We start from the raw sequence: 12311 nt of genomic DNA, 5'->3' as shown, positions 1-12311 counted from the left end.
TCCGCTCACTTGTACATGGTCTGGTTCATGGTTCCGGGGGCGTACACGTCGGGGTCGACCCAGACGTTGATCAGCGACGGCTTGCCCGACTCCCGGGCGCGCCGCAGCGCCGGCGCGATGTCGGCCGGGTCGCGGACCTCTTCGCCGTACCCGCCGAGCATCCGCGCGAACTCGTCGTACCGGACGTCGCCGAGGGTGTTGCCGACGCGCTCGCGGGGCAGGCCGTACTTCGCGGCCTGGCCGTAGCGGATCTGGTTCATCGACGAGTTGTTCCCGACGATCCCGACGAACGGCAGGTCGAACCGCACGAGCGTCTCGAAGTCCCAGCCGGTGAGGCTGAAGGCGCCGTCGCCGAAGAGCGCGACGACCTCCTTGTCCGGGCGGGCGTGCTTGGCGGCCAGCACGAACGGGATCCCGACGCCGAGTGTCCCGAGTGGACCGGGGTCCATCCAGTGGCCGGGCGACTTGGGCTGCACGACCTGGCCGGAGAAGGTGACGATGTCGCCACCGTCGCCGATGTAGATGGAGTCCTCGGTGAGGAACTCGTTGATCTCGTGGACGAGCCGGTACGGGTGGATCGGGCTCGCGTCGGAGCGCTGCAGCGGCAGCCGCTTCTGCTTCGCCTTCTCCTCGACGGCCTGCAGCTCCTCGAGCCACGCCTTGCGGCCGACGGCGCCGTTGTCGGCACGTCCGGACGCCGCCTCGGCCACCGCGGCCAGCACCTGGCCCGCGTCGCCGACGATGCCGAGGTCGACGTCGCGGTTCTTGCCGACCGTGCGGTAGTCGAGGTCGATCTGCACGACAGTGGCGTCCTTCGACAGCCGCTTGCCGTAGCCCATCCGGAAGTCGAACGGGGTGCCGACGATGATGATCACGTCGGCGTTGTCGAAGGCGTAGCGGCGCGAGAGCTGGAAGTGGTGCGGGTCGCCCGGCGGCAGCGTGCCGCGGCCGGCGCCGTTCATGTACGCCGGGACGTTCAGCGTGCGCACCAGGTCGGCCGCCGGCTCGGTGGCCCGCGTCGTCCAGACCTGGCTGCCCAGCAGGATCGCCGGTTTCTTCGCGTGCACCAGCAGGTCCGCGAGCTTCTCGATGTCGGCGGGGTCGCCGGCGTTGCGGGTGGACGCCCGATACCTTCCGGCTTCGGGGATGCGCGCGTTCTCGAGCGGAACGCGCGCGTCGAGGACGTCACGCGGGATCTCCAGGAACGACGGTCCGGGCGCGCCGGCATAGGCCTCGCGGAAGGCCATCGAGACGAGGTCGGCGACGCGCGCGGTGTGCGGCACGGTGGCGGCGAACTTGGTGATCGGCGCCATCATGTCCACGTGCGGGAGGTCCTGCAGGGACCCCATCTTGTGCTGCGTCAGCGCGCCCTGGCCGCCGATGAGCAGCATCGGGCTTTCCGCGCGCAGGGCGTTCGCGACGCCGGTGACGGCGTCGGTCGTGCCGGGACCGGCGGTGACGACCGCGCAGCCGGGCTTGCCGGTGATCCGCGCGTACCCGTCGGCCGCGTGGGCCGCAACCTGCTCGTGGCGGACGTCGATGACCTGGATGCCTTCGTCGACGCAGCCGTCGTAGATGTCGATGATGTGCCCGCCGCACAGGGTGAAGATCGTGTCGACGCCCTCGGCCTTGAGGGCCTTGGCCACGAGGTGCCCGCCGGAGATCTCGGCCGGCGCGGGCTCGGCGCCGTTCGTCGCTCGGGCACTCTCCCCCGCGGTCGTGCCGGTCGTTGTCAGCGCCATTGCTCAACTCCTCTTGGTCCGCCACCGGATCGGTCCGATCCGGCGCTCCGGTTCCCGGTCCGCTCGGTGCCGCTCCGCTGTCCGCCGAGGTCAGCGGCCTCTCAGCGGCAGACTGTAGATTGCATACCGTATGGGGTAGGCATATAGTCACTCTTCAAGCAGCCCGTGTCCAGGGCCATCCGCAGGGTTTTTCCCGGGCTTCGATCCGGCCCCCGCGGACCACCACCGCGTGCCCGGACACGGCGGATCTCCTTGCCCTGCCCCGCCGCGGAAAGGACGCTCCCGCATGGATCTGTTCGAACACGAAGCCCGTGACCTCTTCGAAAAACACGGCGTGCCGGTCCCCCGCGGCCGGGTCGCCGCGGATCCCGCCGCGGCCCGGGTCGCGGCCGCTTCCCTCGGCGGCCCGGTCGTGGTGAAGGCCCAGGTGAAGACGGGCGGGCGCGGCAAGGCCGGCGGTGTCCGGGTAGTGCATACAGCCGACGACGCCGAGCAGGCCGCCGACGACATCCTCGGCATGGACATCAAGGGCCACACCGTGCACCGCGTGCTGGTCACCGAAGCCGGCGAGATCGCCGCGGAGTACTACGTCTCCTTCCTGCTCGACCGCGCCAGGCGCACCTTTCTCGCGATGGCGTCGGTCGAGGGCGGCATGGACATCGAGGAGGTCGCGGCCACCCGGCCCGAGGCGCTGCGCCGGGTCCCGGTCGACTCGCTCGCCGGGGTCGACGCGGCGGCCGTCGCCGCGGCCTTCCCCGCCGACGTCCGGGCCGAGGTCGCGGGGGTCGTGGAAAAGCTGTGGGCGGTGTTCGTCGCCGAGGACTGCACGCTGGTCGAGGTGAACCCGCTGGCGAGCACGTCGACCGGGATCGTCGCGCTCGACGGGAAGATCACCCTGGACGACAACGCTGCCTTCCGCCGCGTTTCGACGTTCGACGACACCCAGGAGGGCCACCCCCTCGAACGGGAGGCGCGGGCGAAGGGCCTCAACTACGTCAAGCTCGACGGGGACATCGGGGTGATCGGCAACGGCGCCGGCCTGGTCATGTCCACTTTGGACGTCGTCGCGGCGGCCGCCGCGGAAGCCGGCGCGCGCGGGCCGGCGAACTTCCTCGACATCGGCGGCGGAGCCTCGGCCGAGGTGATGGTCGCCGGGCTGACGGTGATCCTCGGCGACCCGCAGGTGCGCAGTGTGTTCGTCAACGTGTTCGGTGGCATCACCGCGTGCGACGCCGTCGCGACCGGGATCGTGCGGGCGCTGGACGTCCTGGGCTCCCGCGCCGGCAAGCCCCTGGTCGTCCGGCTCGACGGCAACAACGTCACCGAAGGCAGGCGGATCCTCGCCGACGCCGCCCACCCCCTGGTCACCGTGGTGGCCACCATGGACGACGCCGCCCGCGAGGCGGCGAAGCTCGCGATCGCGGAGGTCTGAGCCGTGGCCATCTTCCTGGACGAGACCAGCCGGATCGTCGTCTCCGGCATGACCGGCTCCGAGGGCGCCAAGCACACGCGGCGGATGCTCGACGCCGGGACGAACGTCGTCGGCGGGGTCAACCCGCGCAAAGCCGGGCAGCGGGTGGAGATCGGCGCCGCGGAGCTGCCGGTGTTCGGCAGCGTCGCGGAGTCGGTCACGGCGGCCGGCGCCGACGTCTGCGTGCTGTTCGTGCCGCCGCCGTTCGTCGCCGACGCCGTGATCGAAGCGGTGGACGCGGGCATCGGGCTCGCCGTGGTGATCACCGAAGGCGTGCCGGTGCACGACACCGCGCGGCTGTGGGCGCACGCCGTCGCCGCGGGCGGGCGCACCCGGATCATCGGGCCGAACTGCCCGGGCGTCATCTCGCCGGGCCGGTCCAACGCCGGGATCATCCCCGCCGACATCACCGGGCCGGGGCGGATCGGCCTGGTGTCGAAGTCCGGCACGCTGACCTACCAGCTCATGCACGAGCTGCGGGACATCGGCTTCTCGACGTGTGTCGGGATCGGCGGCGACCCGATCATCGGGACGACGCACATCGACGCGGTGGAGGCGTTCGAAAAGGACCCGGAGACGGACCTGATCGTGCTGATCGGCGAGATCGGCGGCGACGCCGAAGAGCGGGCGGCGGAGTTCGTGCGGGCCAACGTGTCGAAGCCGGTCGTCGGGTACGTCGCCGGGTTCACCGCGCCGGAGGGCAAGACGATGGGCCACGCGGGCGCGATCGTCTCCGGCTCGTCGGGCACGGCGTCGGCGAAGAAGGCGGCGCTGGAGGCGGCCGGCATCCGCGTCGGCAGGACCCCGAGCGAGACGGCGGCGCTGGTGCGCGAGGTGCTCGGCTGATGTCCGCGGACCCGCGGCTGAAGCCGGCGGTGCTGGCGTGCATGGACGCGCGGATCAGCGTCTACGCGCTGCTGGGGTTGAAGGCGGCCCAGGACGTCCGCCAGTGCATCGCCCGGCTGCGGGCGTCGCCGTTCCTGCCGCACACGCAGGCGGTGCGGGGGTTCGTGCTGTCCGAGCGGACCGGCGAGCCGGCCGAGGTGCCGTGATGGACCTGAGGCAGCTGGCGGTGGTGGTGGCGGTCGCCGAGGAGGGCGGCTTCACGGCGGCCGCCCACCGGTTGCGGACGGTCCAGTCGACAGTATCCACAGTGGTCCGGGCCCTGGAGCGCGATCTGGGCACGGCGTTGTTCCATCGAACGACGCATCGAGTGGTCTTGACGCCCGCCGGCGAGGCTTTCGTGCCCGCCGCGCGGGCGGCCCTGGAGGCAGCGGATCGAGCTCGGGCGGCCGTGTCGCCGGTGGGTGGGACGGTGCGGGTGGGGGTGTGCCCGGGGTTGCTCGTGGATTGGGCGCGGATGTTGGTGGCGGTGCGGAACGCGCATCCGGGGCTGGTGGTGGAGGTTCGGCACGTGGGTTGCGTGGAGGGGCGGCGGGAGTTGGTGGAGTCCACAGTGGACTTGGTGCTGACGGCGGTGGATGGTGTGGTGGCCGAGGCTGGACCCGTCGATGGCGCTCGCCTCGGCGACTCGGTGGCCGCGCCGGGCGGCATTGCGAGCCGCAGGTTTGCCGCGGAAGCCGCCTGTTTGGAGTCCGGGACCGCCGCAGCGGCAACTCTCAAGCCCGAAGCCACACCCGGCCGGGCAAACCGCGAGCGTGCCGTACCCCTTGCCAACAGCATCACGACATCCGGGAACGCCACAGCAGCAACTCCCGAACCCGAGGCCACACCCGGCCGAGCAAACCGCGAGCCTGCCGTACCCCTCGCCAACGGCACCGCCCCCGACCTTGCCACCACTGCGCTCTCCCGCGAGGAACTGGTCCTCGCCACCGCCCCCGGCGGATCGCGGTCCGCCCCCGCGGATCTGTCCGGACTGTCCCTCGTGGACTTCCCGCCGGGCTGGGCGATCCGCGAAGCCGTCGACCGCGCGTTTCCCGACCGGCGGGTCGCGCTCGAAGTCGACGATCCCGCCGTCTCCGCCGGGCTGGTGCGGGCCGGGCTTGCCGCCTGTGTGCTGCCCGCTTCCACCGCCGCGCGGTTTCCGGATCTCACCGTCCGGCGGTTCGCGCAGCCGCCGGTGTGGCAGCTGGCCGCCTTGCATCGGGTCGGCCTCTCCCCCGCTGTGGCCGCCGTCGTCGCTCAGCTCGGCTGAAGACCCAGGCGGTCCGGTCGGCTGTATACATTCATCGATGTGCCGCGCAGGAAGCCCACCAGCGTCAGCCCGAGCTCGGCGGCCAGGTCCACCGCCAGCGACGACGGCGCGGAAACCGCTGCCAGCAAAGGAATCCCGGCCATCACCGCCTTCTGCACCAGCTCGAACGACGCGCGCCCGCTGACCATCAGCGCCGTCCCCGAGAGGGGGAGCTTGCCGTCGCGGGTCGCCCAGCCGACCACCTTGTCCACCGCGTTGTGCCGCCCGACGTCCTCGCGCAGGCACAGCAGCTTCCCGTCGGCGTCGAACAGTCCCGCCGCGTGGAGGCCGCCCGTGCGGTCGAAGACCCGTTGGGCCGCGCGGAGCTCGTCCGGCAGCCCGGACAGCGTCGCCGGGTCGGTCGCGAAGGGGTCCGCGTCGACCGGCCAGGTGACCGTCGTGCGCACGGCGTCCAGGCTCGCCTTGCCGCACAGGCCACAGGAGGACGTCGTGTAGAAGTTGCGCTCCACCGACGCGTCCGGCAGCGCGACGCCGGCCGCGAGCACGACGTCGAGCACGTTGTAGGTGTTGCCACCGTCTGCGGTGGCCCCGGCGCAGTAGCGGATCGAATGGATGTCCGTCGCCGCGCGCACCACGCCTTCGCCGACGAGGAAACCGGCCGCCAGGTCGAAGTCGTCGCCCGGCGTGCGCATCGTGATGGACAGCGCTTTCCCGGCGACCCGGATCTCGAGCGGCTCCTCGACGGTCAGCGTGTCCGGACGCGTGGTGTGCGCGCCGTCGTGGACGCGCACCACCCGGCTCCGGCTGGTCATGCGCCCCACGTCAGGCCGCCGGCAGCAGCGACTTGGGCCGGCCCGGCTGGGTCAGCCGCCCGGACAGCACCGCACCGGCCAGGCTCAGCACGCCGGCCGCGGCGAACGCGCCGAGGAACCCGTGCGAGGTGACGACCACCGCCGCGAGCCCGATGCCGACGATCGCGCCGACGGCCTTGGCGGAATACAGTATCCCGAAGTTCTGCGCGGCCGACTCTTCGCCGAAGTACTCGCGCACCAGGCCGACCAGGAGTGTGTAGCAGCAGCCGTTGCCGAGCCCGGCGAGCGCGACGCCGAGGAGCAGTCCGACGGCGTGGCGGTGCTCGCCGGAGTAGAAGAGCACGAACTGCGCGATCCCGCCCGCGAGCAAGGCGAACCGCAGGATGCGGTGCCGGCCGAGCCGGTCGGCGAGCCGGCCGATGAGCACCCGGCCGCTGCCGGTGGCCGCCGCGAGCAAGGCCAGCGCGGCCGCGGCGAGCCCGGGCCCGCTGCGCTCGGCGACGAACGTCGCGAGGTAGGCGAGGTCGAACAGCAGCACCGCGGCGGCGAGCACGACCACGAGGTACAGCGCGAGGGTCGTCCCGCAGCGGAACAGTTCCGCCGGCCGGTAGTGCCGGACCGCGGGCCGCCGGTTGTGCGCGCGGTCCAGGGCCCAGGTGCGCGGCTCGGGCGTCGCGGGCCACCAGTTCCGCGGCGGGTACCGCAGGAGCGCGGCGCACCCGGCGATCACGACGAGCACCACGGCGGCGGTGCCGTCCAGCAGCACCGGACGCGCGGCCGGCAGCGCGGCGGCGAGGACGACGAAAGGCACGCTGCCGTAGGCGAAAGCGCCGCTCACGATGCCGGCGCGGGGGCCGGTGCGGTCGGGGAACCACGCGAGCACCGCGCCGACGCACGTCGCGTAGACCAGGCCGGTGCCGAGGCCGCCGAGCACGGAGTACCCGAGGAACACGACGAGCAGGCTGTCCGCGTGGCCGAGCGTCACCAGGCCCGCGGCGCACAGCACCGCGCCCGCGGCCATCGCGGCGGGCGCCGGGAGCACGCCGAGTTCGCGCAGCCATGCCGCGGGGAAAGCGGTTCCCGCCTGGCAGATCGCCCAGACGGCGAGGGACGCGGTGATGCCGCCGAACGTCCAGCCGTGCGCCTTGCTCAGCGCCGGGACGATCGCGCCGAAGCCGTACTGCTGCACCCCGGCGGCGAGCATGGCCGCCGCGGCCAGCCAGGTGACCCACGTCCGCGGCCGGCCGAGCAGCTCCCGGTCGGACTCCCCGACGCGGTAGTGCCGTCCGTAGACGTCCCGGAGCTCGCGGACCTCGGTCATGACGACCGCCTCCTCAGACCGTACTGACGATTGTATGCAGTATGGAGTAGTCTGAGTGTGCGCTCGTCGTGGTCGATTGTCTACAGAAATGCCCGAACGGCCGCGCGGGCGGCTCGCTTCGGAGGGGAAGGCGGCCCGGTGGCCATCGAGGGAGGAGGCGGCCACCGGGCCGGTGCTCCGGCGCGGTACCGGCCGCGCGGAGCACCTGACAGTCTGGCCATCGGAGCCACCCTCCGACAAGCTTTTGCCGCCCGGCAAATGTCCGGTTGCGGACCGTGCGGCGGAGACGGTTGTGACCACAGGGGACGCACCAGCGAAAACGGTCACGCCCCGCGACGGTCGACGCCGGAGAGTCGACAAAAGATCGTCGCCGGGTCAGCGAGGACGGGAAGGCGGATCTTCACGCGCCGCAGCGACATCCGGTGAGATCTTCCGGACTCGGCTGGTGATCACCGGCCTCTGCTTTCGAACGCTTCGAAACGGCGATCACGGGAGGCTCTTGCACGGCGGCACGGATCGCAGGCCACGAAAGTCCGCTCCGCGCCGATGGCCCGGCGCGGTGCCGGGCGTGCCGCGCGGTTTCACTTCACCCGCAAAACAACCCACCACGGCGGCGACAGAGCCGCCCGCCTGGACTCGGCGCTCGCAAAGGCAGCTCCAGGCCGCACGCCGACTGCCTGACACGAATCACCGCGAGACGCGGTATCACTTCAAGCGCGGAACTCACGCGCCGCAGCGGCGCGGCACGGGTTCAAGCCGAGAGCGCGGGACCACTCACGCGCGGAACTCACGCGCCACTCCCCCAAGTGCACGAACCACCCGAAGCAACCCGACCCCGGCAGCCGCGAGTCTTACCCCGACAGCAGGAATCGCGCCAAGGGCCATCCATCGCAACGGCCGTCCCCCGGCCGGCGGGATCCGGCCGGGCGGACCGGGAGTCCGGTCGCGCCGGGCCGGCCTCTCTTGCGCGGCAACAGTTCTGGGTCAGGACTTCTTGCGGGTTGCGCGCTTGCGCGCCGGCTTGGCCTCGGCCGGCTCGGCCACTGCCGCCTGGTCCGCCTCGAAGCCCGCGATGATCTCGCTGGAGAGTCGGCCTCGCTCGGCGACCTCGTAGCCGTTGGCCTGCGCCCATTCGCGGATCTGGCGGTTGCGCTCGCGGTCGGTGCTCGAGCTCGACGTGCCGGACAGCGACTGCCCGGTGGCGAGGCGGACCTTGCGGCCGCCGATGCGGCGCGCGGCGCCGACGTAGCGGGCCAGCTCGTCGCGCAGCGCGGAAGCGTTGTCTTCGGACAGGTCGATCTCGTACTGCACCCCGTCGAGGCTGAAGGGGACGGTCTGCGAAGCGTCACTTCCGTCGAGATCGTCCACCATCTCGACGTGCACCCGTTGCGCCATGGTTGGTCGTTCCTCATCTTCTCCAGAACACGGTCGGACAGACCCTAACCTGTCGAATCACGTCCGGCACGCGCGACACCCGTGAAGCGTCCACAATGGCCGCCCGGGCGAGCGGGTCGCCCGGGTCCAGGGTGACCGCAACCGAGCCGAAATGCGCGCGATCTTGTCGAATATTTGTTTTTGTGATATGCTTGAAATCAAATCGGTACCGTGACGGCATGACGACCGCCGACTTTCCCGGTATTGCTCCCGGTGCCAGCCGCACCGCCTTCACCGCCGCCGCGGCGCGAGCGGCACATTTGCTGGTCGACGCGCCGCCGGCCCTCTTCTCCGACACCCTCGCCGCCCGTCTGCTCGGCGGCCATGCCGAGCAACTCCTGGCATATCACCGGCTTCACGGCACTCATCCCGTCCTCGCCGGCGCCCGCGCCCAGGCGACGTGCCGGAGCCGGTTCACCGAAGAGCGGCTCGCGGCCGCCAATTCCGGTATAGACCAGTATGTGATTCTGGGAGCCGGGCTCGATTCGTTCGCCTATCGGGACCCGCGGGGACGATTCCGCGTGTTCGAGGCCGACCACCCGGCGACCCAGGCCGTCAAACGGGAACTGCTCGCCGCCGCCGGGATCGCCGAGCCGGCGTCGGTCAGCTTCGTCCCGGTCGACTTCGAAGCCGATTCGCTCCGGGAACGGCTCGTCCAGAGTGGACTCGACCCGTTCCGCCCCGTGTTCGTCAGCTGGCTCGGTGTCACCATGTACCTGACACGGAAGGCGATTCTCGCCACATTGACGGATCTCGGCGGTTTCGCACCGGGATCGGAAATCGTGACCGACCACCTGCTGCCCCCGGAACTGCGCGACGCGGCCGGAAACGCCTACGCCGAAGCCGTCGCGCCGATGGCGGCCGAACAGGGCGAGCCGTGGCGCACCTTCCTCTCCCCCGCCGCCATGGCCGCACTCCTGGGCGACGCCGGATTCGAAGTCGTCGAACTGACCGGACAGCGCGGCAGCGTCGACCCGGCGCTGTGGAACCGCGCCGACGCGCTGCGGCCCGCCGCGCTTTCCGCGCTGGCCCACGCGCGCATTCCCGCGCGCCCCGGAATCGGCGGACGCTGACCGCGTTCGCCGTCAATCGGGCAGCATCGGCACTTCGAAGTCGTCCGGACGGCCGAGCAGCACCGCCCGGGTGACCGCCGTCTTCCCGAAGCGGTCCCGCACCGCGTCCAGCGCGGTGTCGAGCTCGGTCGCCCGCTGCCGCTCGAACGGCAGGGACAGCTGGAACGGGTCGTCGTCGGCCAGGTTCGAAAACGACGCTCCCAGCAACGTGATCCCGCGGTCGGCGATCAGCGGCAGCGCCGCGACGAGCAGGTCGCGCGCCGCGGTGAGCAGCACCCCGGTGCCGGCGGTCGCCTCGGGCAGCGTCTGCGAGCGCGTGGCGCGGGTGAAGTCGGCGAACCGCAGGCGGAGCGTCACCGTCCGGCAGACGCGGTGCGCCGCGCGCAGCCGGCGGGCGATCCGGTCGATCAGCGCCACCAGGACGACGTCGAGCTCGGCCGGGGTCCGCCGGCCGCGCCCGAGGGCCCGCTGGGAGCCGATCGACCGGCGCCGCCGCCCCGTCTCGACGCGACGCGGGTCGCGGTTGTGCGCCAGGTCGTGCAGGTGCCCGCCCGACGCCCGGCCGAGCATGCCGATGAGGTCGACCTGTTCGGACGTCGCCAGCTCGCCGACCGTCCGGATCCCCCGCGCGTGCAGCTTCTCCGTCGTCACCTTCCCGACACCCCACAGGGCCGAGACCGGCAGCGGGTGCAGGAACGCCAGCTCCCCGTCGTGCGGGACGACCAGCAGGCCGTCCGGCTTGGCCACCCGGCTCGCGACCTTGGCGAGGAACTTGGTGCGGGCCACCCCGACGGTGATCGGCAGCCCGGCCCGCTCGGCGACGGCGGCGCGCAGCCGTTCGGCGATGCGGCTCGGCCGTCCGCCGATCCTGGTCAACCCTCCGACGTCGAGGAACGCTTCGTCGATGGAAAGGCCTTCCACCCACGGCGTGGTGTCGTGGAAGACCTCGAACACCGCCCGGCTCGCGGCCAGGTACGCCGACATCCGCGGGGGCACGACCACCGCGTGCGGGCACAGCCGGCGGGCTTGCGCGCCGCCCATCGCGGTGCGCACGCCGTAGGCCTTGGCCTCGTAACTCGCGGCCAGGACGACCCCGCCGCCGACGATGACGGGCCGTCCTTTGAGCGCCGGATCGTCGCGCTGCTCGACCGACGCGTAGAACGAGTCGAGGTCGGCGTGCAGGATGGGCCCCTCGTCGGTCATAGAACATATGTTCGCACAAACCCCGGCCGAAGTCCGCTCATCCGTCCGCCGCGGCCGGCGTGCCGCTGGCCGAAACTGAGCGTTTTCCCGGTTGTCACCTCCGCGTGACCGCGCCCACACTCGAAGCCATCGAACCACCCGACCCTGGGGGCGAAATGACCGACAAGTGCCACTGCGGCGACCACCACGCGTGGACCGGCCCCAGCCCGGCGGACCGGCCGGCCGCGACGCGCCGGCCGCTGCTGGCCGCGACGCTGGCCCGCGAAGACCGGGCGGAAGACGCCGGTGTCCTCGACCCGACCGACCGCGTCACCTGCCGCACGCACCACCGCTGGCTGCACGACTGCGTGTCGTCCCCGGTGCACACCAACCCGGCGATCGGCTACCGCTGGTGCCGCCGCTGCGACCACCAGGCGCTGGTCGCGGTGGACGAGCTGACCGGCGACGTGACCATCCACTGCGGACTCTGCGGCCGCAGCCCGCTCAGCCGCGCCAACCGGGAGCTCGTCGAGCTGTGCCGGCGCAGCCTGGCCCTGGCGCGCTCGAGCCGGTTCCCGGAGAGCGCCGTCGCCTGACTGCCATGATGCGGAGGTGCCCGAACCCGGAACCACCGCACTGCTGATCCTGCTGCCCGCCGCCGAACCCGTGCTGACCGCGGCCCGCCGGGTCGACCCCGCCCTGGTCCGTCCTGGGGTGCCCGCGCACGTGACTGCGCTCTACCCGTTCCTGCCGGACGCCGCGCTGACCGAAGACGTGTTCACCGCCGTCCGCGCGGTCGCAGCGGAACTCCCGTGCACCGACGTGCGGCTCGCCGACTTGGTGACGACACCCCGGTTCGCGGCGATCGCCACCCCCGCCCTCCAGCCGATCACCGACGCGGTGTGCGCGCGGTGGCCCGACGTCCTGCCCTACGGCGGCCGGTTCGGGCCGCGCCCGGACGCGCACCTGACGGTGGCCATGGGCGACGGCGACCTCGAGCGGGTCACCACCGAAGTGCGGCCGCTGCTGCCGCTCGACGCCAGGGCCGAGGCGCTGCACCTGGTGGCGCTCACCGAAAACGGCTGGGAACCGCGGCTGGAAGTGCCGTTCGGCGGCTGACG

At 72.1% G+C, this 12311-nt stretch carries 12 protein-coding genes; 7 read left to right on the top strand and 5 right to left on the bottom strand.

The window, feature by feature from the left end; translation table 11 throughout:
• Nucleotides 1-5 precede the first annotated feature (5 nt).
• Nucleotides 6-1742 carry a thiamine pyrophosphate-binding protein gene (locus ACZ61C_RS09335; protein WP_465304682.1) on the bottom strand — a complete coding sequence of 579 codons (1737 nt, stop codon included), beginning with the start codon at nucleotides 1740-1742 and terminating at the stop codon, nucleotides 6-8.
• Nucleotides 1743-2028: 286 nt separating this feature from the next.
• Between ACZ61C_RS09335 and sucC the strand changes: the two genes are divergently transcribed.
• From sucC to ACZ61C_RS09315, 4 genes are read left to right on the top strand one after another with little or no spacing between them, the layout of a single operon-like run.
• Nucleotides 2029-3174: an ADP-forming succinate--CoA ligase subunit beta gene (gene sucC / locus ACZ61C_RS09330; protein WP_465304680.1), complete on the top strand. Its 1146-nt coding sequence runs from the start codon at nucleotides 2029-2031 to the stop codon at nucleotides 3172-3174.
• Between the two features lie 3 nt (nucleotides 3175-3177).
• Nucleotides 3178-4059, top strand: coding sequence for a succinate--CoA ligase subunit alpha (sucD, locus tag ACZ61C_RS09325; RefSeq protein ID WP_465304678.1), 882 nt, complete (start codon nucleotides 3178-3180; stop codon nucleotides 4057-4059).
• Nucleotides 4059-4265: a hypothetical protein gene (locus ACZ61C_RS09320; RefSeq protein ID WP_465304676.1), complete on the top strand. Its 207-nt coding sequence runs from the start codon at nucleotides 4059-4061 to the stop codon at nucleotides 4263-4265. The genes sucD and ACZ61C_RS09320 overlap by 1 nt, the downstream gene beginning before the upstream one ends.
• The gene (locus ACZ61C_RS09315) at nucleotides 4265-5368 is read left to right on the top strand and encodes a LysR family transcriptional regulator (RefSeq protein ID WP_465304674.1); all 1104 of its coding nucleotides are present in this window, start codon (nucleotides 4265-4267) and stop codon (nucleotides 5366-5368) included. The genes ACZ61C_RS09320 and ACZ61C_RS09315 overlap by 1 nt, the downstream gene beginning before the upstream one ends.
• On the opposite strand, the gene fdhD is transcribed toward ACZ61C_RS09315, so the two are convergent.
• The 3 genes from fdhD to ACZ61C_RS09300 form a co-directional block, all read right to left on the bottom strand.
• Complete coding sequence (fdhD, locus tag ACZ61C_RS09310) at nucleotides 5356-6189, bottom strand: formate dehydrogenase accessory sulfurtransferase FdhD (RefSeq protein ID WP_465304672.1); 834 nt, start codon at nucleotides 6187-6189, stop codon at nucleotides 5356-5358. The two genes, ACZ61C_RS09315 and fdhD, sit on opposite strands and share 13 nt — an antisense overlap.
• A gap of 1 nt (nucleotide 6190) precedes the next feature.
• Nucleotides 6191-7501 (bottom strand): OFA family MFS transporter, encoded by a 1311-nt coding sequence (locus ACZ61C_RS09305; protein WP_465304670.1) that lies wholly within the window; start codon nucleotides 7499-7501, stop codon nucleotides 6191-6193.
• 984 nt (nucleotides 7502-8485) lie between these two features.
• Entirely contained in the window at nucleotides 8486-8896 is a 411-nt protein-coding gene (locus tag ACZ61C_RS09300; RefSeq protein ID WP_465304668.1) for a histone-like nucleoid-structuring protein Lsr2, read from the bottom strand.
• 218 nt (nucleotides 8897-9114) lie between these two features.
• Here ACZ61C_RS09300 and ACZ61C_RS09295 point away from each other — a divergent pair, with 218 nt between their 5' ends.
• Complete coding sequence (locus ACZ61C_RS09295) at nucleotides 9115-10008, top strand: class I SAM-dependent methyltransferase (RefSeq protein ID WP_465304666.1); 894 nt, start codon at nucleotides 9115-9117, stop codon at nucleotides 10006-10008.
• Between the two features lie 12 nt (nucleotides 10009-10020).
• On the opposite strand, the gene dinB is transcribed toward ACZ61C_RS09295, so the two are convergent.
• The gene (gene dinB / locus ACZ61C_RS09290; protein ID WP_465304664.1) at nucleotides 10021-11211 is read right to left on the bottom strand and encodes a DNA polymerase IV; all 1191 of its coding nucleotides are present in this window, start codon (nucleotides 11209-11211) and stop codon (nucleotides 10021-10023) included.
• Between the two features lie 155 nt (nucleotides 11212-11366).
• On the opposite strand from dinB, the gene ACZ61C_RS09285 reads away from it, so the two are divergent.
• Together ACZ61C_RS09285 and ACZ61C_RS09280 are read left to right on the top strand one after the other, a co-directional pair.
• Nucleotides 11367-11786: a hypothetical protein gene (locus ACZ61C_RS09285; protein ID WP_465304662.1), complete on the top strand. Its 420-nt coding sequence runs from the start codon at nucleotides 11367-11369 to the stop codon at nucleotides 11784-11786.
• A gap of 16 nt (nucleotides 11787-11802) precedes the next feature.
• Entirely contained in the window at nucleotides 11803-12309 is a 507-nt protein-coding gene (locus ACZ61C_RS09280; RefSeq protein ID WP_465304660.1) for a 2'-5' RNA ligase family protein, read from the top strand.
• Nucleotides 12310-12311: the final 2 nt, after the last annotated feature.

The organism is Amycolatopsis sp. NPDC104587 (assembly GCF_055583645.1).
The sequence above is the reverse complement of the archived record's forward strand: the minus strand, read 5'-3'. Positions and strand labels throughout refer to the sequence as shown.

Excerpts from the sequence above, each read along its gene's own strand:
- ACZ61C_RS09335 (WP_465304682.1), bottom strand. The coding sequence starts at position 1,742 with ATGGCGCTGACAACGACCGGCACGACCGCGGGGGAGAGTGCCCGAGCG.
- sucC (WP_465304680.1), top strand. The coding sequence starts at position 2,029 with ATGGATCTGTTCGAACACGAAGCCCGTGACCTCTTCGAAAAACACGGC.
- ACZ61C_RS09320 (WP_465304676.1), top strand. The coding sequence starts at position 4,059 with ATGTCCGCGGACCCGCGGCTGAAGCCGGCGGTGCTGGCGTGCATGGAC.
- ACZ61C_RS09315 (WP_465304674.1), top strand. The coding sequence starts at position 4,265 with ATGGACCTGAGGCAGCTGGCGGTGGTGGTGGCGGTCGCCGAGGAGGGC.
- ACZ61C_RS09305 (WP_465304670.1), bottom strand. The coding sequence starts at position 7,501 with ATGACCGAGGTCCGCGAGCTCCGGGACGTCTACGGACGGCACTACCGC.
- ACZ61C_RS09300 (WP_465304668.1), bottom strand. The coding sequence starts at position 8,896 with ATGGCGCAACGGGTGCACGTCGAGATGGTGGACGATCTCGACGGAAGT.
- ACZ61C_RS09295 (WP_465304666.1), top strand. The coding sequence starts at position 9,115 with ATGACGACCGCCGACTTTCCCGGTATTGCTCCCGGTGCCAGCCGCACC.
- dinB (WP_465304664.1), bottom strand. The coding sequence starts at position 11,211 with ATGACCGACGAGGGGCCCATCCTGCACGCCGACCTCGACTCGTTCTAC.
- ACZ61C_RS09285 (WP_465304662.1), top strand. The coding sequence starts at position 11,367 with ATGACCGACAAGTGCCACTGCGGCGACCACCACGCGTGGACCGGCCCC.